Source organism: Ruegeria sp. E5 (assembly GCF_056534105.1).
The window spans coordinates 113,266-135,843 of record NZ_JBQFPA010000002.1; the positions used below are offsets into that span (position 1 = coordinate 113,266).

General features: G+C 58.1%; 23 protein-coding genes. 13 read left to right on the forward strand and 10 right to left on the reverse strand.

The window, feature by feature from the left end; all coding sequences use genetic code 11:
• The first annotated feature begins 34 nt into the window (after positions 1 to 34).
• Genes leuS through holA form a run of 3 tightly spaced genes read left to right on the forward strand, consistent with a single transcriptional unit; the run spans position 35 to position 4,090 of the window.
• Positions 35 to 2,587: a leucine--tRNA ligase gene (gene leuS, locus ACR0BI_RS08720; RefSeq protein ID WP_480562303.1), complete on the forward strand. Its 2,553-nt coding sequence runs from the start codon at positions 35 to 37 to the stop codon at positions 2,585 to 2,587.
• Positions 2,574 to 3,065, forward strand: a complete 492-nt coding sequence (gene lptE / locus ACR0BI_RS08725) for an LPS assembly lipoprotein LptE (RefSeq protein WP_170732533.1) — start codon at positions 2,574 to 2,576, stop codon at positions 3,063 to 3,065. Before leuS ends, lptE begins: the two co-directional genes overlap by 14 nt.
• On the forward strand, positions 3,062 to 4,090 hold the full coding sequence (holA, locus tag ACR0BI_RS08730; RefSeq protein WP_480562302.1) for a DNA polymerase III subunit delta: 1,029 nt from the start codon (positions 3,062 to 3,064) through the stop codon (positions 4,088 to 4,090). The genes lptE and holA overlap by 4 nt, the downstream gene beginning before the upstream one ends.
• Before the next feature lie 3 nt (positions 4,091 to 4,093).
• Here the strand turns inward: holA and ACR0BI_RS08735 are convergent, their stop codons facing one another.
• Positions 4,094 to 5,272, reverse strand: coding sequence for a TIGR03862 family flavoprotein (locus tag ACR0BI_RS08735; RefSeq protein WP_480562301.1), 1,179 nt, complete (start codon positions 5,270 to 5,272; stop codon positions 4,094 to 4,096).
• 44 nt (positions 5,273 to 5,316) lie between these two features.
• Here ACR0BI_RS08735 and ACR0BI_RS08740 point away from each other — a divergent pair, with 44 nt between their 5' ends.
• The gene (locus ACR0BI_RS08740) at positions 5,317 to 5,613 is read left to right on the forward strand and encodes an HNH endonuclease (RefSeq protein WP_480562300.1); all 297 of its coding nucleotides are present in this window, start codon (positions 5,317 to 5,319) and stop codon (positions 5,611 to 5,613) included.
• Here the strand turns inward: ACR0BI_RS08740 and ACR0BI_RS08745 are convergent, their stop codons facing one another.
• From ACR0BI_RS08745 to ACR0BI_RS08755, 3 genes are read right to left on the reverse strand one after another with little or no spacing between them, the layout of a single operon-like run.
• Positions 5,614 to 6,351: a VOC family protein gene (locus ACR0BI_RS08745; RefSeq protein WP_170562313.1), complete on the reverse strand. Its 738-nt coding sequence runs from the start codon at positions 6,349 to 6,351 to the stop codon at positions 5,614 to 5,616.
• On the reverse strand, positions 6,348 to 6,956 hold the full coding sequence (locus ACR0BI_RS08750; RefSeq protein WP_170562309.1) for an enoyl-CoA hydratase/isomerase family protein: 609 nt from the start codon (positions 6,954 to 6,956) through the stop codon (positions 6,348 to 6,350). Before ACR0BI_RS08750 ends, ACR0BI_RS08745 begins: the two co-directional genes overlap by 4 nt.
• The gene (locus tag ACR0BI_RS08755; RefSeq protein ID WP_170398908.1) at positions 6,953 to 7,702 is read right to left on the reverse strand and encodes an SDR family oxidoreductase; all 750 of its coding nucleotides are present in this window, start codon (positions 7,700 to 7,702) and stop codon (positions 6,953 to 6,955) included. Before ACR0BI_RS08755 ends, ACR0BI_RS08750 begins: the two co-directional genes overlap by 4 nt.
• Before the next feature lie 132 nt (positions 7,703 to 7,834).
• On the opposite strand from ACR0BI_RS08755, the gene ACR0BI_RS08760 reads away from it, so the two are divergent.
• From ACR0BI_RS08760 to lpxK, 5 genes are all read left to right on the forward strand, one after another.
• On the forward strand, positions 7,835 to 9,358 hold the full coding sequence (locus ACR0BI_RS08760) for a DUF2125 domain-containing protein (RefSeq protein WP_480562299.1): 1,524 nt from the start codon (positions 7,835 to 7,837) through the stop codon (positions 9,356 to 9,358).
• Between the two features lie 125 nt (positions 9,359 to 9,483).
• Entirely contained in the window at positions 9,484 to 10,830 is a 1,347-nt protein-coding gene (locus ACR0BI_RS08765) for a TldD/PmbA family protein (protein WP_480562298.1), read from the forward strand.
• A complete protein-coding gene (locus ACR0BI_RS08770) occupies positions 10,817 to 11,617 on the forward strand; it encodes a 3'(2'),5'-bisphosphate nucleotidase CysQ (protein WP_223117141.1) in 801 nt (266 codons plus the stop codon). The genes ACR0BI_RS08765 and ACR0BI_RS08770 overlap by 14 nt, the downstream gene beginning before the upstream one ends.
• The gene (locus ACR0BI_RS08775; protein ID WP_223117142.1) at positions 11,614 to 12,849 is read left to right on the forward strand and encodes a 3-deoxy-D-manno-octulosonic acid transferase; all 1,236 of its coding nucleotides are present in this window, start codon (positions 11,614 to 11,616) and stop codon (positions 12,847 to 12,849) included. The genes ACR0BI_RS08770 and ACR0BI_RS08775 overlap by 4 nt, the downstream gene beginning before the upstream one ends.
• Entirely contained in the window at positions 12,836 to 13,834 is a 999-nt protein-coding gene (lpxK, locus tag ACR0BI_RS08780) for a tetraacyldisaccharide 4'-kinase (protein ID WP_480562297.1), read from the forward strand. Before ACR0BI_RS08775 ends, lpxK begins: the two co-directional genes overlap by 14 nt.
• 38 nt (positions 13,835 to 13,872) lie before the next feature.
• Here lpxK and ACR0BI_RS08785 read toward each other — a convergent pair whose 3' ends face one another.
• Both ACR0BI_RS08785 and ACR0BI_RS08790 read right to left on the reverse strand, forming a co-directional pair.
• Positions 13,873 to 14,538: a DsbA family protein gene (locus ACR0BI_RS08785; RefSeq protein ID WP_170398926.1), complete on the reverse strand. Its 666-nt coding sequence runs from the start codon at positions 14,536 to 14,538 to the stop codon at positions 13,873 to 13,875.
• Between the two features lie 14 nt (positions 14,539 to 14,552).
• Positions 14,553 to 15,059, reverse strand: a complete 507-nt coding sequence (locus tag ACR0BI_RS08790) for a DUF721 domain-containing protein (RefSeq protein ID WP_480562296.1) — start codon at positions 15,057 to 15,059, stop codon at positions 14,553 to 14,555.
• Between the two features lie 81 nt (positions 15,060 to 15,140).
• On the opposite strand from ACR0BI_RS08790, the gene mutY reads away from it, so the two are divergent.
• Both mutY and ACR0BI_RS08800 read left to right on the forward strand, forming a co-directional pair.
• Positions 15,141 to 16,196, forward strand: coding sequence for an A/G-specific adenine glycosylase (gene mutY, locus ACR0BI_RS08795; protein ID WP_480502899.1), 1,056 nt, complete (start codon positions 15,141 to 15,143; stop codon positions 16,194 to 16,196).
• A 59-nt stretch (positions 16,197 to 16,255) separates the two neighbouring features.
• Positions 16,256 to 17,392: an alkane 1-monooxygenase gene (locus ACR0BI_RS08800; RefSeq protein WP_480562295.1), complete on the forward strand. Its 1,137-nt coding sequence runs from the start codon at positions 16,256 to 16,258 to the stop codon at positions 17,390 to 17,392.
• Positions 17,393 to 17,466: 74 nt separating this feature from the next.
• Here the strand turns inward: ACR0BI_RS08800 and ACR0BI_RS08805 are convergent, their stop codons facing one another.
• The 4 genes from ACR0BI_RS08805 to ACR0BI_RS08820 all read right to left on the reverse strand — a co-directional run bounded on the left by ACR0BI_RS08805 (position 17,467) and on the right by ACR0BI_RS08820 (position 21,397).
• Positions 17,467 to 18,849, reverse strand: coding sequence for an adenylate/guanylate cyclase domain-containing protein (locus ACR0BI_RS08805; protein ID WP_480562294.1), 1,383 nt, complete (start codon positions 18,847 to 18,849; stop codon positions 17,467 to 17,469).
• Positions 18,850 to 18,981: 132 nt separating this feature from the next.
• Positions 18,982 to 20,085 (reverse strand): site-specific DNA-methyltransferase, encoded by a 1,104-nt coding sequence (locus ACR0BI_RS08810; RefSeq protein WP_170398940.1) that lies wholly within the window; start codon positions 20,083 to 20,085, stop codon positions 18,982 to 18,984.
• A gap of 105 nt (positions 20,086 to 20,190) precedes the next feature.
• Entirely contained in the window at positions 20,191 to 20,808 is a 618-nt protein-coding gene (locus ACR0BI_RS08815) for a ribonuclease HII (RefSeq protein ID WP_170465546.1), read from the reverse strand.
• 109 nt (positions 20,809 to 20,917) lie between these two features.
• Positions 20,918 to 21,397, reverse strand: coding sequence for a hypothetical protein (locus tag ACR0BI_RS08820; RefSeq protein WP_170425883.1), 480 nt, complete (start codon positions 21,395 to 21,397; stop codon positions 20,918 to 20,920).
• A 175-nt stretch (positions 21,398 to 21,572) separates the two neighbouring features.
• Between ACR0BI_RS08820 and ACR0BI_RS08825 the strand changes: the two genes are divergently transcribed.
• The gene (locus ACR0BI_RS08825; protein ID WP_170398948.1) at positions 21,573 to 21,860 is read left to right on the forward strand and encodes a hypothetical protein; all 288 of its coding nucleotides are present in this window, start codon (positions 21,573 to 21,575) and stop codon (positions 21,858 to 21,860) included.
• Entirely contained in the window at positions 21,832 to 22,533 is a 702-nt protein-coding gene (locus ACR0BI_RS08830) for a winged helix-turn-helix domain-containing protein (RefSeq protein WP_170398951.1), read from the forward strand. Before ACR0BI_RS08825 ends, ACR0BI_RS08830 begins: the two co-directional genes overlap by 29 nt.
• The last annotated feature ends 45 nt before the right edge of the window (positions 22,534 to 22,578 follow it).

A 22,578-nucleotide genomic window follows, 5' to 3' on the forward strand; every position in this document is an offset into this window, starting at 1 on the left:
CTACCCGGCGTTTTCATTCACGAAGGACCGCATGATGTCGCGCTACTCGGCCAACGAAATCGAAGCAAAATGGCAGGAGGCCTGGGACAAGGCCGGAATCTTCACCGCCAATCACAAGGCGGACAAGCCGAAATACTATGTGCTTGAGATGTTCCCCTACCCGTCTGGCCGTATCCACATGGGGCATGTACGCAACTACACGATGGGTGATGTGATCGCCCGCCACAAGCTCGCAACCGGTCATAACGTGCTGCACCCGATGGGCTGGGACGCGTTCGGGATGCCTGCGGAAAACGCCGCAATGGCCAGTGGTGGCCACCCCAAAGATTGGACCTACGGCAATATCGCCGACATGCGCGGACAGATGAAGCCGCTGGGCCTGTCGATCGACTGGTCTCGTGAATTCGCCACCTGTGATCCGGAATACTACGGCCAGCAGCAGGCTTTGTTCCTGGATATGCTCGAGGCCGGTCTGGTCTATCGCAAGAACGCCGTGGTGAACTGGGACCCGGTCGATATGACCGTTTTGGCCAATGAACAGGTAGAAAACGGCCGTGGCTGGCGTTCAGGCGCCTTGGTTGAGCGTCGCGAGTTGACTCAGTGGTTTTTCAAGATTTCCGATTATTCCGAGGAACTGCTCGACGCGCTGGATACGCTGGATAACTGGCCCGCCAAGGTACGCCTGATGCAAGAGAACTGGATCGGCAAGTCCCGTGGCCTGCAATTCGGGTTCGAACGCACCGATGGAGGTGAGCCGATCACCGTCTACACGACACGGCCCGATACGCTGATGGGCGCGTCGTTTGTTGGCATCTCGCCCGATCATCCGATTGCCAAGCAGCTTGAGGCAGAAAACCCGAAAGTCGCTGAATTCGTTGCCGAATGCCGCAAGGGCGGCACCACCGAAGAGGCGATCGAAACCGCCGAAAAGCTGGGTTATGACACCGGCATACGTGTTAAACATCCACTCGACCCCAGCTGGGAGCTGCCGGTCTGGATCGCCAACTTTATCCTGATGGACTATGGCACCGGCGCCATCTTTGCCTGCCCAGCTCATGATCAACGCGACCTCGATTTCTGTCGCAAATACGGCCTGCCTGTGGTCGATACATTCTTTGCACTGGATGATGACACTCCAGTCGACAAAATCGCGTTTGTTCCACCGAAAACCGAAAAAGTCCGCTGGGTGAATCATTTTGCGGGTCTCACCGAGGCAACGGGTGACGAGGCCATCAATGCCACCGTTGATTTCGCCGAAAAGGCCGGTTGGGGTGAAGGTGTTACCAAATACCGCCTGCGCGATTGGGGGCTCAGCCGCCAACGCTATTGGGGCTGCCCGATTCCTGTTGTGCATTGTGATCAATGCGGCACGGTCTCCGAGAAGAAAGATAATCTGCCGATCGAGCTGCCTTATGATGATGGCAACGGCAAACCCATAGATTTTTCGATCCCCGGCAACCCGCTGGACCGCCACCCCAGCTGGCGCGACACCCCTTGCCCTTCCTGCGGCGCTCCAGCCAAGCGGGAAACTGACACGATGGACACGTTTGTCGATTCGTCGTGGTACTTCGCCCGTTTCACCGCTCCACGCGCGGAAACGCCCACCGATCTTGCCGAAGCCGAGTATTGGATGAATGTCGACCAATACATCGGTGGGATTGAGCATGCGATTCTGCACCTGCTCTATTCGCGCTTCTTCGCGCGGGCGATGAACATCACTGGTCATTTGCCGAAGAAAGCGATTGAGCCGTTCAACGCGCTGTTCACTCAAGGCATGGTGACTCATGAAATTTATCAAACACGCGACGCCAACGGTCGCCCGGTCTATCACCTGCCCGAAGACGTGACCGACGGCAAGCTGACCGACGGCACCGAGGTTGAAATCATCCCCTCAGCCAAAATGTCCAAGTCGAAAAAGAACGTCGTCGATCCGGTCAGCATCATCTCGGCCTTTGGTGCGGATACTGCGCGCTGGTTTGTTCTATCCGACTCCCCACCTGAGCGCGACGTGGAATGGACCGCGTCGGGCGCCGAAGCCGCGTTCAAACATCTCAGCCGCGTGCACCGCATCGCCGCAGAAATCGCAGAATCGGACTTGCCGGCCACAGCAGATGACGAAACGCTGCTACGTGAGATGCACAAAGCCATTCATGACGTATCGGGCGGGGTCGAATCCTTTGGCTTTAACGCATCTATCGCAAAGCTTTATGCATTCACTAACACGCTTGCCAAATCCAAAGCGGGCTCTGCAGTCAAGCGCGAGGCAGCCAAGACACTAGCGCAGCTGATGTCGCCGATGACGCCACACTTGTCCGAAGAACTTTGGCAGATGCTGGGCGGCGAAGGCCTGGTTGCAACCGCGCCTTGGCCCATCGCGGATGAGACGATGCTGATCGATGACACCATAACCCTGCCGATTCAGATCAACGGCAAGCGTCGGGCCGAGATCAGCGTAGCCAAAGATCTGGATAAAGCAGAGGTTGAAAAAATCGCCCTCAGCACCGAAGCTGTGCAAAAGGCGCTGGATGGCGCAGCACCGAAGAAAGTGATCGTTGTTCCGGGCCGGATCGTTAATGTCGTCGTTTGATCGTAGAACCCTGTTGTTGATGCCGCTGGCGCTCGCCGCTTGCGGGTTCGAGCCGGTTTATGCGCCCGGAGGATCAGGCTCGGCCTTGGATGGCAAGGTCGAGGTGTCAGCGCCGAATACCGTCGAAAGCTTTCTGCTTGTCCAGAATCTGGAACGCAAATTAGGTCGAAGCGCGACCTCGGGCAACGAATACAAGCTGGATGTCGGCGTATCGACGGTCACCCGCAGGGCCTCGATCACCACAGCGAATGAAACCAATCGCTATACGATCGACGGGAATGCGACTTACGCGCTGAAATCCAACGCAACCGGGCAAGTCATTGCCTCGGGCAACGTTACCGAGTTTGTCGGTTATTCTGCTGCAGGCTCGACCGTGTCTACACTGGCAGATGAGCGTGATGCGACCGAGCGGCTGATGGTGATTCTAGCCGATCAGATCGTGAACCGCCTTTACGCCACGCCGGGCCTGTCCACATGAAGTTGAGCCCGCGTGAGGCTGAAGGGTATTTTTCCAAGCCGGACGCGGACAAAGCCGGATTGCTGATCTACGGGGCGGACGCGATGCGCGTTGCGTTGAAGCGTCAACAGGTGCTGGCGGCTTTGCTGGGACCTGGCGCCGAAGAGGAAATGCGCCTGACCCGCATTCCCGGAAGCGATCTACGCAGCGATCCGGCCCTGTTGCTGGACGCGGTCAAGGCTGTCGGATTTTTCCCCGGTCCCCGCGCGGTGTTTGTTGAAGACGCCACCGATGTCGCAGCGCCTGCGATTCTCACAGCCCTTGAAGACTGGGATCATGGTGATGCACAGATCATCGTGACGGCCGGGCAGCTCAAACCCAGCTCAAAAATCCGCAAAGCATTCGAAGCGAACCCTGCCGCATACGCTGTTGGCATCTACGATGACCCGCCCTCGCGCGCCGAGGTGGAGCGCATTCTGGCGCAAGCCGGATTGAAGAATATTCCGCGCGATTCGATGTCGGCGCTAAGCGAACTTGCAATGGCGCTCAGCCCTGGTGATTTCACTCAATCAGTTGAGAAACTGTCGCTTTACAAACGCGGTGACGCCGGTGAACTGACGATTGAAGACATTGAAGCCTGTGCGCCGCGGTCGACCGAGGCGGCGCTGGATGATGTATTGAACGTCGTTGCCGAGGGCCGGGCACAGGAAATCGGCCCCCTTATCCGACGCCTTCAGGCGCAGGGCACCAATGGGGTCACCTTGTGTATTGGGGCGACGCGGCATTTCCGAACGCTCTATGCCTGCGCATCCGACCCTGGAGGCGCGGCGCAGGGAATCGGCAAGCTGCGCCCTCCGGTCTATGGCAAACGACGTGACCGGATCCTGAGGCAAGCTCAGGGATGGGGGGCGCCCAAGCTGCAGACCGCTTTAACCGTCCTTACAGATACGGACCTATCCTTGCGCTCGGCAGGTCAAACCGCACCTGCGATGGCACTGGTAGAGCGTGCAATGATCCGACTGGCGATGCTGGCCCGATCGGGTTAAGGCCTAGCGCGCCAACCACGTTGCCGCCGACTGACCGGCCCAACGTCCCGTCGCCAGACAGGCGGTCAGAAGATAACCACCGGTCGGGGCTTCCCAATCCAGCATCTCGCCCGCGCAAAAAACGCCCGGACATGCTGTCAGCATCAAACCGCTGTCCACGGCACCCAATGCTACCCCGCCAGCGGTTGAGATCGCCTCATCCATCGGGCGTAGCCCAGCATACCTGATGGGCAGGTTTTTCAGCGCACCGATCCATTGCGTTTGCTTCAATGCGCGGCCCTTAGTCATTTCGTGGAACAAAGCGACCTTTTGCGGAGACAGACGCAGACCATTCTTCAACCAATGCGAAAGCGTTGCCTTTGATTTCTTCGCGTCCAATCGCGCCTGCATCCCTTCAGCCGTCACATCCGGGACCAGATCAACAAACAGCGGCGCCCCCATCCGCAGCGCAGGGGTCAGGGCATACATACCGCCACCTTCCAGGCCTTTTGCGGAAATAGTGGCCTCACCACGGCTATCCAGATCGCCCGCCATCCACCGCACCGACTTGAGCGCCGCGCCAAAATGTGGCTGCATATAGGGGCTCCAATCGACTGACAGAGCGGCGTTAGCCGGTGCAAACGGTGTTAGATCAACTCCGCTGTCCGCAAGCCACTGGGCCCAAGCCCCATCCGAACCCAACCGCGCCCAGCTGGCGCCCCCTAATGCCAAAACCGTCGCGTCGGGCGAGCAAAACTGCATGCCATCTGGCGTCTCAAAAGCCAACGCGCCACCTTGCCATCCCTGCCAGCGCCAGCGTGTCCTGATCTGAACACCGGCCTGATCCAATCTGGCCAGCCAAGCCCGCAGCAAGGGTGAGGCCTTCATGACTTTCGGAAACACGCGCCCGGTAGAGCCCGTGAACATCTCTTGCCCAAGATCACCGGCCCAAGCCTTCACCGCCTGTGCGTCAAACGCTTGTATCATCGGATGCAACCAATCCTTTGCATCCCCGTATGCGCCCATAAGCATGTCAAAAGGCTCATCCTTGGTCAGGTTCAGGCCGGACTTCCCCGCCATCAGGAATTTACGCGCGACAGACGGCTTGGCTTCGGCCACTACAACCTCGTGCCTGGCGGCGGCAAGCTGTTCGGCGGCCATTAGCCCCGCTGGTCCTGCCCCGATAACCATGGATTGCGCCATTGTGTCCCTCTTGCCCTGTACACGCATCAGCGCGAAGTTAGGTCATGGCAAATTCCGATCCGATCTGCCCGCTCTGCAACCGTCCGATCCCCGAAGATGGTGGAAGCCTGCACCATCTGATCCCAAAGCTTAAGGGAGGCAAGGGCGGGCCCACCGTTTTATTGCATCAGATATGCCACAAAGAGATCCACGCGACACTGACCGAGGCCGAACTGGCGCGTGACTTCCACACTGTCGATGCACTGCGCAAACATCCGAGGCTTGAGAAGTTTCTGATGTGGGTGCGCAAACGCCCGCCGGGGTTTCGCTCAAAAGTGCCTGGCAAACGACGCGGGCGATGATCAGGCAGGAAGCCAGGGATCACCGAATGCATCCTTTTTCGGGTCAGCCAGCCCTTCAATTTCGATCCCAAGGTAATCCGGCACCGGTGCAAACCGGGCATTTGGGATGTGTTGGTATTCCAACGTGGTATAAGTACGCTTCCACAGCCATTCGCGATTCTCAACCGCCCAGAGATCGGGGTTGGGAGGCTCCTCTGCGGTGAACGCATAGAAATGCAGATCGAACCCGTGAGGTTCGACATCCTGCAAAGACAGCAATGACAGTCCCATGGATCGGCAAAACGCATCTTCGGCGGCAATATCGCCGGTTCGCAAAGTGATCTGGCCGATACGGGCCTTCGCGAAGGGGGCGTCCGGGCTTGTAGCATCAACCGGTCGGTTGCCCTCGAAAACCTGCTGCAGCAGTTCGATGGCAAACCCTTCGGGGTCATTCAGATGGCACATATAGCCGATATCCAGAAACTGCCGCGGCGCGCTGACCGGGATACCCTTCTGGCGCAGGTGTTCTGCGGCAAGATCAACATCCGGCAACGTGATCCCGATCTTCCAATACCGCTGCCCCGGATCATGGCGGTAGCCCCCGCCGCCCGGCATCAGCAACAGATCGGCATCCTGACCGGAATATCCAAGACGACGATTGGCGCCTTCAACCCTGACAGACATGCCAAGCGCATCACGATAAAACGCCGCCAAAGCATCCGGGTCCGCCACCCGCAATCGGAGCGCGGCCAACCTCATGGGCACAATCCGGCTATGCGCGCAGCAACCGACGGATCTGCGGACAGGCTGTCGGCCACAAGCTCTTGTGCAGTTGGTATCAAATGTTCGGGCTCAACCACCCGATCAACCAGCCCAAAGCTACAGGCTTCTTCTGCAGAAATCTTCTGTCCAGCCATCAGTATAAGCCGGGTTCTGGCCGGACCGATCAACTCTGCCATCCGCTTGGGATCCGAGGGCTGCGGCAAGAATCCCAGCTTCATGACCGGGTAAAAGAACTTGGCCGAGGGCACTGCGATACGCAGGTCACAGGCCAGCACCATACCGTTGGCTCCACCGGCCAAAGTGCCGTTGAGCGCGGCCACCGTCAGACAGGGCAAGGCGGCAATGGCACCCGACAACCTCTCCCAAAGATCGGAGGTCGCAAGGCCCGCCCGCGCTTCTTCAAGATCGGCGCCCGCACTGAAGACCCGGCCCGCCCCCGTCAGGATCAATGCACGTGCCTCGGTTGCCGCCTCTGCGATGCGAACCAATTCGCTTAGCATCGCTGAGGTCAGCGCATTGGCCTTGTCCGGATTGTTCAACGTGACGGTCCACAACCCATTATCCTGTGTCAGTTCGATCACGTCAGCCCGACCCTTTTTCGGATGTCTTCGTTGCGCAGCGATATTTCGGTCCCCAAGAACTCATCCGCATCTGCCGAGCACATCCACATCAACGCCCGCGCGGGCCAGTCTGCGGGGATGTGATCGTCCCAATCCAGCTGACTTACTGGATTGATTCCGCTGGCCTTGATCACCCGCTGCATATCTGTGGCCACAGTTCCCGGGGACAGGCCCATTGCGCGAATACCGTGATGCGCCTCTTCCAGATGCAGGCATTCGGTCAGCATCTTGGCCCCGGCTTTTGATGCGCAATAGTGGCTCCAGGCTTCGACCGGGTTCGACGCGGCACCGGACGAGACTGTCAGAACGGTCCCGCCGCCTGCTGCCCGCATGATGGGCAGGACGGCACGCATTCCGTAAAAGACACCCTTCAAGTTGATGTCGATTGCTTGGCTCCAGGCCCGGGTGTCGGCATTCGAAAGATGAAAGATCGGATCAATGACGCCCGCGTTCCCGATTAGCACATCCAGCTTGCCGAACCGGTCGATGCAATCGGCAACTGTCTGTTCGACCTGGGAAAAATCGCTGACGTCGCAGGCCAGCGCCATTGCATTTTCACCCAATGCCGCAGCCAGAGCGTCAATCTGATCGCGGCTGCGTGCGACCAAGGCCACATTGGCCCCAGCTGCGGCAAAAACGCGCCCGGCTTCCGCTCCGATGCCTCGGCTTGCCCCTGTGATCAGTACTGTTTTCCCTTGCATATGCATCGTTTAAATCCCTGCATTTGAAATTGTCTTAACTCGTACCCTGCAAATGGGGAATTGGTCTACCCCTTCCCCCTTGACGCTGGCCGCTACAGGCACGACCATGCCGGCAAATTGATCAAGAAGGGTTCTCTTATGACTGTTTTCCTTCGCCGTAGCTGCGGTGCAGCTTTGGCCTATGCTGTTGCAACCAACGGCGCGTTTGCAGATGTTACCGCCAATGATGTCTGGGCCGATTGGCAGGCATATCTGGGCGGCATGGGCTATGACGTCACTGGCGATCAGAGCGTTTCCGGCAACGTCACCACCATCGCGAACATGACGATGGCCATGGCCATTCCGGACACCGAAGGCACCTTCGACATGGTCATCCCCGAGATGACGTTGACCGAAAATGGCGACGGTACAGTCAATATCGGCTTTCCTGCCAGCTTCCCGATGACAATTTCGGGTGAAGCCGAGGGCGAGACATTTTCGGCTGATCTGATGTACGCTCACGACGCCTTGGAAATGGTCGTTTCGGGTACCCCCGAAAACATGACATATGACTATACGGCGAACAGCCTGACTCTGTCGATGGACTCGATGGAGTTTGATGGCGAAACCGTATCCAGCGACATGTTTGCCTTGAACGTTCAGATGAACGAAATCGCAGGCACATCGCAGATGCAGATCGGCGAGATGCGCGATATCGCGCAGCAGTTCACGGCCAGCAGCCTGTCCTATGATGTGGCCTTCAACGAGCCCGAAAGTGAAGACACGGGCCGGATCAGCGGTAAATTAGATGGTTTGAAATTTGATGGCGATACAATCATTCCACCCGGTATGGATGTCGCCAACATTGAAGACATCTACAAGGCCGGGTTCGCCGCTTCAGGTACATTCACATACGCCTCGGGCAGCACCGAAATGGCAGGCACTGCCGAGGGTGAGCCATTCTCGCTCAGCAGCAGTTCCGAAGGAGGCAGCTTTACCGGCAGCATCGATGCACAGCGCCTTGTCTACGATCTTGCGCAGAACAGCACCAAACTAGCCGTCACTACGTCGGATCTGCCTTTTCCAATCGAAATCGCGATGGCAAATGCAGGGCTGAAATTCGAGCTTCCGGTGCAGGCCTCGGAAGAAATCCAGCCATTTGGATTTGGCATGAACCTGACGGATTTCACCATGTCCGACGTGTTGTGGAGCATGTTCGACCCTGCTAGTGCGCTGCCGCGCGATCCGGCGACCATCGCGATGGATGCAACCGGCACCGCCAAAGTTTTGGTCGATTTCATGGACCCGGAAGCCGTCGAAGAGCTTGAGACATCTGATATCGTTCCGGGCGAACTGCATTCGCTGAAGATCAACAAGCTTCTCGTATCATTGGTCGGAGCCCAATTGAGCGGTGATGGCGACTTTGCGTTCGACAACTCCAACACGGAAGAGTTTGATGGCCTGCCTGCCCCGTCGGGTGTCGCCAACTTGAAACTTGTTGGGGCCAACGCTCTGCTGGACAAGCTGATCGGCATGGGCTTTGTGTCGGAAAACGACGCGCTGGGCGCGCGTATGATGATGGGTCTGATGGCTGTTCCGGGCGAAGAACCGGACACGTTGAACTCGAAAATCGAGTTTACCGAGGATGGACAGATTCTGGCCAACGGTCAGCGTATCAAGTGACAAACAAATCGGGAAAGGCCGCGGCGCTGGCCTTTCCCGCCCGAGGCACATAAAGCCAGTGGGCTGCAGGCCTTGCGGGACAGGCTATCCAAGGCTAGGTCCAGAACAACAAGACCGGAGGCCTCATGACGCGAACACCTCAAACAATCAGTGAAGAGCTGCTGAATGCAGCCCGCAAGGCAGGTGCCGAGGCAGCGGATGCCATAGTAATTGATGGCTCATCCGTTTCTGTGGAAGTACGTAGTGGTGCATTGGAACATGCCGAACGATCGGAAGCGACCGATCTGGGGCTGCGGGTCTTCCTTGGCAAACAGCAGGCAATCGTATCCAGTTCGGATAGTCGCCCCGATACGCTTACCGCGATGGCCGAGCGCGCCGTGGCCATGGCACGGGAAGCGCCCGAAGATCCGTTCACCGGCTTGGCCGCGCCTGACCAATTGGTCGCCGACTGTAATATCGACGAGCTGGAGCTGTTTGACCCAGCCCCTGAACCCAGCGCTGAAGCTCTGATGCAGGATGCGCTGGCGGCAGAGGCAGCAGCGCTGGACGTTGCGGGAGTCTCACAGGTGTCCGACGCTGCGGCCGCCTATGTTACCCACCGGGTCCATCTTGCCGCAACAAACGGCTTTTCGGATGGCTACATGCGCAGCAGCCGTTCAACCTCATGCGTCGCCATTTCCGGCGAAGGGACGGGAATGGAGCGTGACTATGACGGTGACAGCCGGACTTTTCAGTCTGACCTGCGCAGCCCCGCCGAGATTGGTCGCACGGCTGGTGAACGTGCGGTTCAAAACGTGGGAGCACGCAAGCCCCAGACCGGCAGTTTTCCGGTGGTGTTCGACGAACGGATTTCATCATCCCTGATCGGCCATCTGCTGGCCGCCAGCAATGGTGCGGCGATAGCCCGCGGGGCCTCGTGGCTGAAGGAAAGCCTTGGGCAACAGGTTCTACCGGCACATTTGTCTTTGATTGAAGACCCGCATCGCCCGCGCATTTCGGGCTCGCGCCCGTTCGATGCCGAAGGGCTGGCAACACGGCGCAGGACGATCGTTGAAGACGGCGTTCTGACCGGTTGGACGTTAGACCTGTCCAGCGCCCGCAAATTGGGAATGACCTCGACCGGCAACGCAGCGCGCGGCGTATCCGGGCCGCCGTCGCCCAGCAATTGGAACCTGAGCCTGACGCAAGGCGAGAAGACCCGCGCCGAGTTGTTGCGCGACATGGGTACCGGGCTTTTGGTCACTTCGATGATCGGATCGACCATCAATCCGAATACCGGCGACTATTCACGCGGCGCTTCGGGATTTTGGGTTGAGAACGGCGAGATCACCCATCCCGTCAATGAGTGTACCATCGCTGGCAATCTTCGCGACATGCTGATGCGAATCATTCCGGCAAACGATGCGCGGCCTTACCTATCGCGCGTTGTACCCTCGCTGTTGATCGAAGGGATGACACTTGCCGGCAACTGACCTGCCCCTGCTGATCGACGCTGCGCTTGAGGCCGGAAAGATCGCCACGCGCTATTCGGGTCCTGATGCCCAGCGCTGGGATAAACCCGAAGGCGCAGGCCCGGTGACCGAGGCCGATCTGGCCGTCAACGCGATGCTAGAACGTGATCTGCAGGCGGCCCGCCCGGATTATGGCTGGCTGAGTGAAGAGACCGAGGATTCCCCCGACCGTCTGGCCCGTGATCGAGTCTTTGTCATTGATCCTATCGACGGCACCCGCAGTTTTGCCGAGGGGTCGCGCACATGGGCCCATTCGCTGGCCGTAACCGAGAACGGTGAGGTCACGGCAGCCGTCATCTACCTGCCCTTACGTGATCTGCTTTATGCGGCTGCAAAAGGGCAAGGTGCAACGTTGAATGGCACTGCCATCCAAGTTTCAGGTCAAGCACACCTGCCCGAAGCCGAGATTTTGGCGGCAAAACCCAATCTAGATCCGCGCCACTGGCAATCCGGTGCTGCCCCTGACTTTCGCCGTGTATACCGCCCGTCCCTGGCTTACCGGATGGCGCTGGTTGCGCAGGGACGGTTTGACGGGATGCTGACGTTGCGACCCAGTTGGGAATGGGATATCGCCGCCGGAGATCTGATCCTGCGCGAGGCAGGCGGGCTCTGTACCGATCGTTTGGGGCAACCTCTGCGCTTCAACAATACCCACCCGCGCCTGAACGGCGTGGTGGCGGCAGGTTCAGCGGTGCATTCGGACCTTCAGGCCCGGCTTGACCCGAATGGGGCCGGAATTCCGGCATGAGCAAGCCGCGATCTCTGAGCCTTGCGGCCTATCGGGTCCTGTCCTGGGGCGTCCCGCAAAGCACGGGCCACCCCGAGATTGCGCGCCCGGAAGGTGAACTTCTGTGGGTCCATGTCAGTACACCCGATCGGTTGCGGGCCGTCGACAATATTTGCCGTCGGTTGCTGTCTGTGCGACCGGGACTTTCGCTGTTGCTGACCGCCCCACCCGATGTTGATCTGAAGGACTGGGAAGATTGCGATACCCCGATCACAATGCTGCCCGCCGAACATACCGGCGCGGCGCGCACGTTCTTGGATCACTGGCGCCCTGATATGGGGCTGTGGTTTGGCGGTGGGCTGATGCCCAATGTCATAACACGCGCACAGGAGCGGGGCATTCCGCTAATTTTGCTTGAGGCTGTGGTCGACGTGAAAACCGCAAGGGGTGGACGTTGGCTACCTGATATCACGCGATACACGCTGGATTGCTTTTCAGCGATACTTGCGCCCAATGATGACAGCGCACGCCAAATCCGACGCCTGGGAGTGAACTCGGCAAAAATCTCGGTCGCGCCACCACTTCATATCAGCCCCAACCCAGAGCCCTGGCCCGAAGATGAATTGATCGAAACCACTCACACAATGGCCGGGCGCCCGGTTTGGCTGGCCGCATGGGTTCAGGACAAGGAATTCATCTCGGTTCTGACGGCCCATCGTCAGGCCTTGCGGATGCTGCCACGTCTGGCTTTGGTCCTGCATGTGGCGGATATGTCCGAGTCAGCGCCCTTGTTTAAACGCCTCGAAGCGATGGACCTTCGATGCGCCAACTGGGATGAAGGCCATCCAATCGAAGACACCACACAAGTGATTCTAACAGCCGAGCCCGAGGATCTGGGCCTTTGGCATCGTGTATCCGCAGTTACCTTCATGGGAAGTTCACTGGAACGCGGGGCGCGGGGGCACGACCCTCTGACCGCAGTCGCCTTGGGATCTGCGGTAATCCATGGGCCTCATGTCAGCAAGCATCGCAGTCTCTATGACAGATTGGGGCAGGCAAAAGCCGCGTTGAAGATACGAACCGCAACAGAGTTGGGCGATGGCGTTGTCGAATTGTTGGCACCTGACCGCACAGCAGACATGGCATTGGCCGGATGGCGGATTGTCACCGAAGGGGCTCCACAGGCGGACCAACTGATCGATATGGTACAGGATACACTGGACCGGCGAGGGCGTGACGATGCGGGCACCTGACTTCTGGAACTCAGCCCCTGATCGGTTGGATCTGCGCGCCAGGCTGTTGGCGCCACTTGGTCGCCTCTATGCCGCTGCAACCGCCCGTCGCGTGGCGAGCAGGCAAGGCATCTCGCCGGGCGTACCGGTTATCTGCGTTGGCAACCTGAATGCCGGTGGCACAGGGAAGACACCGACGGTGATCTGGGTTTTAGAATATTTGAGGGATACCTGGCATCAACCTCATGTCGTGACCAAAGGCCATGGTGGCTCGCTGGAAGGCCCGGTGCAGGTCGACCCGCGCAAACACACAGCGGCTCAGGTCGGGGATGAACCCCTGTTGCTCGCCGCGTTTGCCGAGGTCTGGGTCGCCAAAGATCGTGCAGCGGGCGCGCAGGCAGCCGCAGCGGCAGGGGCGACCGCGATCGTGCTGGACGACGGTTTTCAGAACCCCGCAGTTGCCAAGGATTTTTCGATCATCGTAGTGGATGCGCAGCGCGGATTTGGCAATGGCCTTTGCCTGCCTGCCGGTCCACTGCGAGAGCCTGTGGCCGTTGGATTGAAACGTGCCGATCTCGTGTTGTCGCTTGGGGACGCCGCAGCGCAGTCAACATTTTCAGAAAGATGGGAACCTGCCCTGACGGTCCCACACGCCACCGGCGAGGTGTATCCGCTCCAAACCGGAATGGACTGGAACAATACACCCGTTCTGGCCTTTGCGGGCATAGGCTATCCGGACAAGTTCTTTGGAACTCTGCGACAGCAAGGCGCTAAACTGCTGCGGGCCGAGGCACTGGATGATCACCAACCACTGACTTCAGCGCTGATGACGCGGCTTGAGAACGAGGCCAAAGCACTGGGCGCGCAACTGGTGACAACCGAGAAAGACGCCGTGCGCCTGCCCGCCACTTTCCGCAGCAAAGTTCTGACCCTACCGGTTCGGTTGCAAATCAATCAGGATGACAAAGTCAAAGAGTTGTTGGCGAAGGCCGCGCCTTCACCTTAGGCAGATGGCCAGCCCAAAACAGGCTGACCATTCAGGATTTAGCTGCCAAGCTCGGCTTCGATCAGCGTCTTGAAGTCGTCATAAGGCTGATTTTCAACCTTCTTCCCATTCACGACGAAAGTAGGCGTCGCCTGAATTCCATCGCGTTCGGCATTTTCCTGATACCAGGCCACCAGTGTCTGCGCGCGGGTACCGTCCTGCAGGCAAGCCTCAAGCTGATCATTGTCTATGCCAGCGAGACGCCCGATCTTGCGCAGTTCATCAACGATCTCGGCAGGACCTCCGGCCCGAGTCCATTCCGACTGGCCTTCATACAGCAGGTCGGTGATGCCAAAGAACTTTTCAGGTCCTGCACAGCGCGCGACCATCGAGGCCCACAGGCCATAGCGGTCGAAATACACCTCACGGTAAGTGAACTTTACCTTGCCGGTATCGATGAAGTCCTTTTTGAGCTGCTTGTACGCGCCCTGATGGAAATTCGCGCAATGCGGGCAGGTGTACGATGCATATTCGATGATCTCGACTGGCGCGTCTTCGGCCCCCTGCACCATCTCGACGATGGTCGAGGTGTCCAAATCCGCCTCTTGCGCCTCAGCAGCACCAACAAGCGGGTTCGAAGGGATCGTGTTACTCGACGTTGTCAGCCAATAGCCGCCAGCGGCCACGGCGACAGCCGCACATATTACGGTTGCAATCCGGCTCATTCATCAGCCCTTTCTTAGCGTTTCTGTCTGGATAAAACGTTGCGGCCCAAACGTTCAAGGGCCGCGCGCAAATCTTCATCATCAACCGCGCGCGACACATTGTCGGCCTCAGCTGCGATTTCTGGTGAAACAACCGGTTTCGCCTGTTTCGGTTTGTGATCGAAACTCGCCTGCCCCTCAGCAAATCCGGTAGGCGCGGTCTGGGTGATACGCACTCGATTGATCGCGTTGTAACCATAGACCGCATTCACTTTGTCGCGCAGCTGTTCTTTCTGCATCTCCAGCATTGGCGCCTGCGGCCCGGTTGTCAGCACCGTCAGTGTCGCGCCAAAGCCACCCTTGGCGTATCCCACATTCACCGGCCGGGCGATCGACGCGATGTCCTGGCCCACAATCTCGGCCCAATGGGTCAAAAGGCGCGAGACGGCAAATCCCCGGCTTTCCCCGGCCTGCCTGATCCGGTCGTTCAGCAAAGTGGCGGTGCGCTTGAACCCGCGGGTCGAGGAACGTCTGCGTTGCATCTGGTTTCCAACTCCTGCGCCGCTATTGTAATAGGCTGATACCCGGACGCCAGTGAAACCCGACAGAGAGTTACATAAAACTTGCGTGACTGCACCGAATCTGACCTGAGCAATACGCTGCTGGATTGGTACGACCGCCACGCACGTGAAATGCCTTGGCGTATTGGCCCGGCAGCGCGTGCCGCAGGCGTAGCACCAGACCCCTACCGCGTCTGGCTATCCGAAGTGATGCTGCAACAAACGACCGTTGCCGCTGTTCGCGACTATTTTGTTCGTTTCACCACGCGCTGGCCAACCGTCGAAGCCCTTGCCAATGCGCAAGATGATCAGGTCATGGGGGAATGGGCTGGCCTGGGCTATTACGCCCGCGCCCGCAACCTTCTGAAATGCGCGCGGGTGGTTGCGTCCGCGCATAACGGGCAGTTTCCCGACAATTACGATGCACTACTGGAACTGCCGGGCGTTGGCCCCTATACGGCGGCGGCCATAGCAGCCATCGCATTTGATCGACCAGAAACTGTCCTGGACGGCAATGTCGAACGGGTCATGGCAAGGCTCTATGATATTCACGAACCCCTGCCCGCCTCAAAACCCCTGTTAAAGAAAAAAGCCGCGGCATTGACCCCGCAGCACCGGCCTGGAGATTACGCGCAGGCTGTCATGGATTTGGGTGCAACGATCTGTACTCCAAAATCTCCGACTTGCGGTATTTGCCCCCTGCATGCGGCCTGTCTGGCGCGGAAGGCGAGGACGCAGGTGGAACTGCCGCAAAAAACGCCCAAGAAGCCCAAACCCACCCGGCTGGGCCACATCTACATCGCCCAACGCGGAGATGGTGCCCTGCTGTTGGAACGCCGACCCGACAAGGGTTTGCTGGGCGGAATGTTGGGCTGGCCTGGCTCGGACTGGTCCGAAACACCGCTGGAAAGCCCTCCGTTCCCGGCGCGATGGCACGAAATCCCCGGTGAAGTGAGACACACCTTCACCCACTTTCACCTGATCCTGCGTATTTGGACAACCGAATTGCCAGACGGTTGCGATCCGAACGGTCTGACTGTCATGGACAAACACCAATTTAGGCCCAGCGACCTGCCCACGGTTATGCGCAAGGCTTTTGACCTCTGGCGCGGCCAATAGACTGCTGGGCAAAGCCCAGTGCGCGGTCTACGGTGCCGCCTACGTTTCGGAGCCTCAACATGATCGCATCTGACACCCTGTCCCGATGGCAATCCGCCCTTCCCTTTTGGGTCTCATACCTCCTGATCCCACTGATCTGGATGACCACTACGGCAGGCGGATGGTGGGTCCTGCTTGTACCGCTTTCGACATGGTGGGTCTTTGCGGTGCTTGACCGGCTGACCGGCCTAAACCTTGAAAACGCCGACCCGGACACGCCAGATGCGGGGCTGCAATGGTATATCTGGCTGACCAAAGCCTGGGCACCTGTGCAATTCCTCACGCTCTATGGGTTGATCTGGTACACTACCCGAGCCGTAGATATGAGCTCGGTCGAAAAAATCGGCGTGTTCTTCGGCATGGGCGTCCTTTCCGGAACGATCGGGATCAACTACAGCCACGAGCTGATGCATCAGAAAGGCAAACTGGAACGCTGGCTTGGCGATTTACTGTTGTCGATGGTCCTTTATTCCCATTTCCGGTCCGAGCACCTGCTGGTTCACCACCGCTACGTCGGAACTCCGCGTGATCCGGTAACCGCTCGCTACAACGAAGGTTTCCACCGGTTCTATCCGCGCGTTCTGCGCCAAAGCCTCATCTCAGCCTTTCGCGCCGAGCTGGAAAAACTGGCCCGCAAAGACCGCCCGTGGACCGACCCAGCAAACCCGTTCTGGCGCTATTGGAGCCTGCAAGGAGCCATGCTGCTGCTAGCATATCTGATCGGCGGATGGGCAGGGCTAGGCCTGTTTTTGGTACAGGCCGGCACCGCGATCTGGCAGCTTGAACTTGTTAACTATGTCGAGCACTACGGGCTGACGCGCAAATATCTGGGCGATGGCAAATATGAGCATGTGCACCCGCGCCATTCCTGGAACGCGTCACAAAAGGCCTCAAACTGGCTGTTGATCAATCTGCAACGCCACTCGGATCACCACTACAAGCCCAACCGCCGCTTCCCATTGCTGCAACACCATACGCAGGACGCAGCGCCGCAACTGCCTCATGGATATCCGGTCATGACCCTTGCCGCGATGATTCCGCCCTTGTGGCGGCGTATCATGAATCCGAGGGTCCGCGCATGGCGGCGTCAATACTATCCCGAAATCACCAACTGGAAGCCTTACAACAAAGCGCACAACCCTGCCCCTCGCACCTGACTGCATCGCGCTGCCCGGCCCAACGGGAAGGATCGCATCTTTGATGCGCTGCTGACAGGCGGGAGCCCTGGTTGCTACTGCACCCAGACATCCATCGGGGCTGTAACACCGCGAACAGGCTGGTCCGAGTGCTGTGCAAACCCGGTCATCATGTCTTGCGCATTTGGCGTCTCGCTTAGAGCCTGAGACCGCAATGCATCGCTGACAATGATGCGCGCTTGAAAATCGCGCGTCAGGGCCTCTAGCTTCGCGGCAACATTCACCGCATCGCCGATCACTGCAAATTCCAGCCGGTTTGCACCGATATCCCCCAGTACGACCGAGCCATAATGAACCCCGACCCCGATCCGAATCTCTGGCTCACCCGCGCGCTTGCGCTCCAAATTCCAACGGTCGATCATCTCGACCATGGACCGCGCGCATGCCAGCGCATTGCTTGCATCCAGTTCTCCGGGTACGGGAGTTCCAAACGTGGCCATCAGCCCATCGCCCAAGTATTTGTCGAGTGTTCCGTGATGGCGAAACACCTCGGTCTCCATTCGGGCGTGGAAACCACGCAAAACTTCAATAACTTCATATGGATCACGGCCAGCCGAGAACTTGGTGAAGCCAACGATGTCGATAAATAGAACCGCGATATCCTCTTTGCGGACCTGCTTCAGAGGTTCGTCGTTCTGGCTCAGCTCATCCACCACATTCGGCGAAAAGTATCGAGACAGATTCGCGCGTTCACGTTCAAGCCCAGCATTGGACATCAGCAAGCGATTGAGGCGGCGCATCGACACCCCAAGCGTCACTGCGACCATGACAAAAACGATCACCTGCTGGATGCGTAGGGTTGGCATGAAACTGTTGGGATCCATGAACTCGGCCACATCCGGGTAGCCTGACAAAGCCTCGGCCACACGCTCGCTAATCCCAGGGATCGGGGTGGCGACCCACCAAGCGATCACCCATCCAGCCGTCCACATCATCGCCGTCCACGAACCAATCGCAATGACAGTGCGCCAGGAATAGGCAAGCGTCCCTGCTGCCAGGATAATGAAGAAATACTGAAAATTGTCGAACCGATACTGCATCGCCAGTGGTCGCACGTCTTCGCTGAACGGGTTGGGCACAATCATCCCCAGCGTCATGATCAGCAGATCGACGAAGATCAAAAGCAACTCGGTCCGGGATTGCCCCACACGACCCGCGCGTTGGATCAGCCAACCATTGGCGCAGATCAGAAGCAGGATGAAATGGTACCATAAGACCTCCCACTGGGGATTCAGATAGATCAGCAACAGCCCGGTCAACGCCATCGCGATCCAGCGTGCACGAACAGCCAGTTCAAGCCCCTCTCGCTTGTGTCGTTCCAGTGCCGCCTCGGTATATTTGTTGTCCAGATCGAAGTTGTCCGGTTGCGTAACAAAGAACCGGCTAAGGCGGGATTGACTGGCGGTGGTCTCGGTCATTGCCTTTATCTCCCAAAAGGGCTGTCAGGGGCTGCCCTATGCAATCATCTCACAGGCAAAAACAAAAGACCCCGCCGGTAACGGCGGGGCAAGGCGTAGTGCCTTGTGTCAGGCCACAGGCACCGGCGGTATTCAGTTGTGCAATTCGGCCCTGATCTGCTGACGCAACACGTCGATGGGCACGGTTTTGCCATCGCGTTTGAAGCACCAATAGGTCCAGCCATTACAAGACGGAGCATTTTCCAGATGCGCGCCAACCTGATGGATCGAACCTTTGACGTTCTGCCCTACCAGAGTCCCGTCGGCGCGGACCTTGGCCTTGTGGCGTTGGTTCATCGAATACAGTTCCTCACCCGGGCGCAGCATGCCGCGTTCGACCAATTGGCCGAAGGGCACGCGCGGCTCAGCGCGCTTGCTAGCGCTGACTTCCAACGCTTCGCGGTCAAACTTACGGACCTTTGAGATACGCTTTTCAGCCACCTTGCGATAACTTTCTTCGCGCTCGATCCCAATGAACTCACGCCCCAGCATTTTCGCTACAGCACCTGTGGTGCCCGTGCCAAAGAACGGATCCAGCACCACGTCACCGGGATTGGTCGAACCAATCAACACGCGATGCAGCAGCGATTCCGGTTTCTGCGTCGGATGCGCTTTGTCGCCGTTTTCGTCCTTGAGCCGTTCATGCCCGGTGCAGATCGGCAGTACCCAATCGCTGCGCATCTGCACACCTTCGTTCAGCGCTTTCAGTGCTTCGTAGTTAAACGTGTATTTGGCCCCTTCGCGCTTGGACGCCCAGATCATTGTTTCATGCGCATTGGTAAACCGCTTGCCACGGAAGTTCGGCATCGGGTTCGACTTGCGCCACACAACGTCGTTTAAAATCCAATAGCCCGCATCCTGCAGGGCGGAACCCACGCGGAAAATGTTGTGATAAGACCCAATCACCCAGATCGCACCATTGGGCTTCAGCAGACGATGCGCAGCCTTCAACCATTCCCGCGTGAACTGGTCATAAGCCCCAAAGCTGCTGAACTGATCCCAGTGATCATCTACCGCATCGACCTGAGAATTATCGGGCCGGTGCAATTGACCTTTCAACTGCAAATTATACGGGGGGTCCGCAAAAATCAGGTCAACCGACGCCTCGGGCAGACTGTTCATCGCCTCGATGCAGTCACCAGATAGAATCGTGTTTAAAGGGAGCGCGGCTGCGCCCTTTGTCTTGATTGTGGTCATATCACTGCCTCAGTTCCACGGCGCTTTTGCGCTCATTTGGTTGAGACAAGGATGAGTCAAAGATGATTCGCCGTCAATTTCTTTTTTGAATCAGCGACTTACGATTTACTCTTGATACAAGATATTGTGGACCGGTTTGAACGAACGTCTATGGTGTGGGGTCACGCCAAGATTTTGCAACGCCTCGCGGTGCTGTTTTGTCGGATATCCGGCATTCGCCTCCCACCCATAGCCGGGATGCTGTTGCGCCAAATCCACCATCAGCTGATCACGCCAGATTTTTGCAATGATCGACGCTGCCGAAATCGACACCGACCGTGCGTCGCCCTTCACCACCGCCTGCGAGGGCAATTTCATACCGCGCGGGATCATGTTGCCATCAATCAGCAAGAAATCCGGAGCCGGGTCCAGCGCAGCTACCGCGCGTACCATCGCCAGATGCGAGGCGCGCAGGATGTTGTGCTGATCGATCTCTGCAACCGTGGCTTCGGCCACCGCGACCTCTGCCCGGTCGCGCAATATCTCATCCAAACCGCCGCGACGCTTGGCCGTCAGTTTTTTTGAATCGTTCAACCCTGCGGGAATGTCATCCGGGTTCAAAATAACCGCTGCGGCTACAACCGGGCCGGCCAGCGGACCGCGCCCAACCTCATCCACCCCGGCAATTCGGACATATCCGCGTGCCAGCAAAGCCCGTTCGAGTTCATAATCAGGTGTCGTCATACCCTTGGCAAATCGCGTTTCGTAGCGCTTCGCAAGAAAAAAGAGAGGGCAGCTTGCGCCACCCTCTCCCGCGCGGCGCTTCTATGGCGCCACTCCTGCTCGAAACCTGTTACTGGTAAACGACGCGGTATCCTTTCTGGCGCAGGCAGGCGGGTTCGTATGCCCGTTTTACCTTTTTACCATTCCAGAAACCAACCTTGCATTGGTGTGGCAGGCTATCGGCATGTTTATAGTACTTCTTCAGGCAATTCGGCCCAAGCAGCGGACGCTTGTTCGAATAGGCATTGAACGTGCGTAGGCAACGCTGCGGTAGGTCATACCGCGCCACCCGCTTTGGCAACGGGCGTACAGCATGTTTTTTCTTGGCCTTCTTCGCCTTGGCTTCAGCCTGCTTGTGACGCTTGCGGCGCTCTGCCTCTTCGTCGCGCTTTTTCTCCTGATGATAGTGGTTGACCGCAGCACCAATGAGCGCGATCGCAGCCAATCCGCCGAGAATATCTCGGGTATCTGCCGCCCGTGCCTGCGACGCTGAGATCCCCGTGATGGCGACGGCGGTTGCTATGATCAGAGCGATAAATTTCCGGTGCATGATGCGTGTCCTTTCGGATAATGGGCAGGCCGGTTACCGACCGCGAATTTGATAACCTGACACTGCGACCACCCCGTCCAGACAAGCAATAACGGCATACTGTTATTCAATATCAGCACCACAAACCCCCTGAGGTTATTGAATATCCGCCCAACCCATGCGCAGGATGCAGCCCATGAAACAGATCCTCTCTTCTCTGGCTCTGACGGCCCTGATATCGGTTGGGTCGCAAGCCATCGCGGCAGATTGCTATGCCGACTACAAGGCCAAGCAGGACAATCCCTTACGCCTGCACTATGGCGTCATGCAGGTCTCAAGCTGCGATAAAGGCTCGGCCCGGAAAGAAGTCGCCAAGCGGCTGAAATCAAACGGCTGGACCCTGCTGAACGTGATGACCGTTTTCGAGGCGGGTGGATTGGATCAAAGGAAGGCCAATGCCGGAAAATACTATCTCCGTTACTGAGGCACGTCGTTCGGGGGTTCGGCTGGTTGGTCTGGGGATTGCGGCAATCGTCGCGATCCTGGTGACTGCAGCGGTTTTCCTGTTCTGGACGCTACCGGACGCAAATGCCTTCAACGCGCGGGTTGAACGGCTGTTTGTCGAGGCTGACCTGACCTCGCAATCGGAAATCCGTCTGCTCGAGATTCTGGCGCAATCTGGCACCGCCTTTGCCGATACGCTATCCAGCTATCGAATGGTCATCTTCGTGCTGTTGGTCTTTGCCAGCGCCATGCTGATCACCGCACTTGTTTTTCTGGTCATGCTGGTTCTACTGAACCGCCGCATGGCCCAGATTGAACGGACGGGGATCCAGGTAACATCCCTGCTGATCAGCCGTGAAGAGAATACCGTTTATCTCAACAACATGGATTTTAAGTTGACCCCCGCCGCGATGGAAACGCTTTCAGTTCTGGCTGAATCCCGGCTGGATGACGAGGTCCTATCGGGTGCCCAGATCGAAGCGATGATCTCGGGCAGAAACGCTGCAGATTGCGATGAGGCCGCCGGGGCAACCCGGATCAAACGCCTGCGCGACGCCTTGGGAAATCAGATGGTCAGTGAGCTGCTGGTGAAGAACATCGCCAAGAAGGGCTACATGCTGTCGATTGAGAAAGACGTTATTCAAATGGTCTGAGGATGCCATTGCGGTAAAATCTACGCGCGCATCTTGGAATTCTTT

Coding starts and splice junctions, on each gene's coding strand:
- leuS (WP_480562303.1), top strand. CDS start 35: ATGTCGCGCTACTCGGCCAACGAAATCGAAGCAAAATGGCAGGAGGCC.
- lptE (WP_170732533.1), top strand. CDS start 2,574: ATGTCGTCGTTTGATCGTAGAACCCTGTTGTTGATGCCGCTGGCGCTC.
- holA (WP_480562302.1), top strand. CDS start 3,062: ATGAAGTTGAGCCCGCGTGAGGCTGAAGGGTATTTTTCCAAGCCGGAC.
- ACR0BI_RS08735 (WP_480562301.1), bottom strand. CDS start 5,272: ATGGCGCAATCCATGGTTATCGGGGCAGGACCAGCGGGGCTAATGGCC.
- ACR0BI_RS08740 (WP_480562300.1), top strand. CDS start 5,317: ATGGCAAATTCCGATCCGATCTGCCCGCTCTGCAACCGTCCGATCCCC.
- ACR0BI_RS08745 (WP_170562313.1), bottom strand. CDS start 6,351: ATGAGGTTGGCCGCGCTCCGATTGCGGGTGGCGGACCCGGATGCTTTG.
- ACR0BI_RS08755 (WP_170398908.1), bottom strand. CDS start 7,702: ATGCATATGCAAGGGAAAACAGTACTGATCACAGGGGCAAGCCGAGGC.
- ACR0BI_RS08760 (WP_480562299.1), top strand. CDS start 7,835: ATGACTGTTTTCCTTCGCCGTAGCTGCGGTGCAGCTTTGGCCTATGCT.
- ACR0BI_RS08765 (WP_480562298.1), top strand. CDS start 9,484: ATGACGCGAACACCTCAAACAATCAGTGAAGAGCTGCTGAATGCAGCC.
- ACR0BI_RS08775 (WP_223117142.1), top strand. CDS start 11,614: ATGAGCAAGCCGCGATCTCTGAGCCTTGCGGCCTATCGGGTCCTGTCC.
- lpxK (WP_480562297.1), top strand. CDS start 12,836: ATGCGGGCACCTGACTTCTGGAACTCAGCCCCTGATCGGTTGGATCTG.
- ACR0BI_RS08785 (WP_170398926.1), bottom strand. CDS start 14,538: ATGAGCCGGATTGCAACCGTAATATGTGCGGCTGTCGCCGTGGCCGCT.
- ACR0BI_RS08790 (WP_480562296.1), bottom strand. CDS start 15,059: ATGCAACGCAGACGTTCCTCGACCCGCGGGTTCAAGCGCACCGCCACT.
- ACR0BI_RS08800 (WP_480562295.1), top strand. CDS start 16,256: ATGATCGCATCTGACACCCTGTCCCGATGGCAATCCGCCCTTCCCTTT.
- ACR0BI_RS08805 (WP_480562294.1), bottom strand. CDS start 18,849: ATGACCGAGACCACCGCCAGTCAATCCCGCCTTAGCCGGTTCTTTGTT.
- ACR0BI_RS08810 (WP_170398940.1), bottom strand. CDS start 20,085: ATGACCACAATCAAGACAAAGGGCGCAGCCGCGCTCCCTTTAAACACG.
- ACR0BI_RS08815 (WP_170465546.1), bottom strand. CDS start 20,808: ATGACGACACCTGATTATGAACTCGAACGGGCTTTGCTGGCACGCGGA.
- ACR0BI_RS08820 (WP_170425883.1), bottom strand. CDS start 21,397: ATGCACCGGAAATTTATCGCTCTGATCATAGCAACCGCCGTCGCCATC.
- ACR0BI_RS08825 (WP_170398948.1), top strand. CDS start 21,573: ATGAAACAGATCCTCTCTTCTCTGGCTCTGACGGCCCTGATATCGGTT.
- ACR0BI_RS08830 (WP_170398951.1), top strand. CDS start 21,832: ATGCCGGAAAATACTATCTCCGTTACTGAGGCACGTCGTTCGGGGGTT.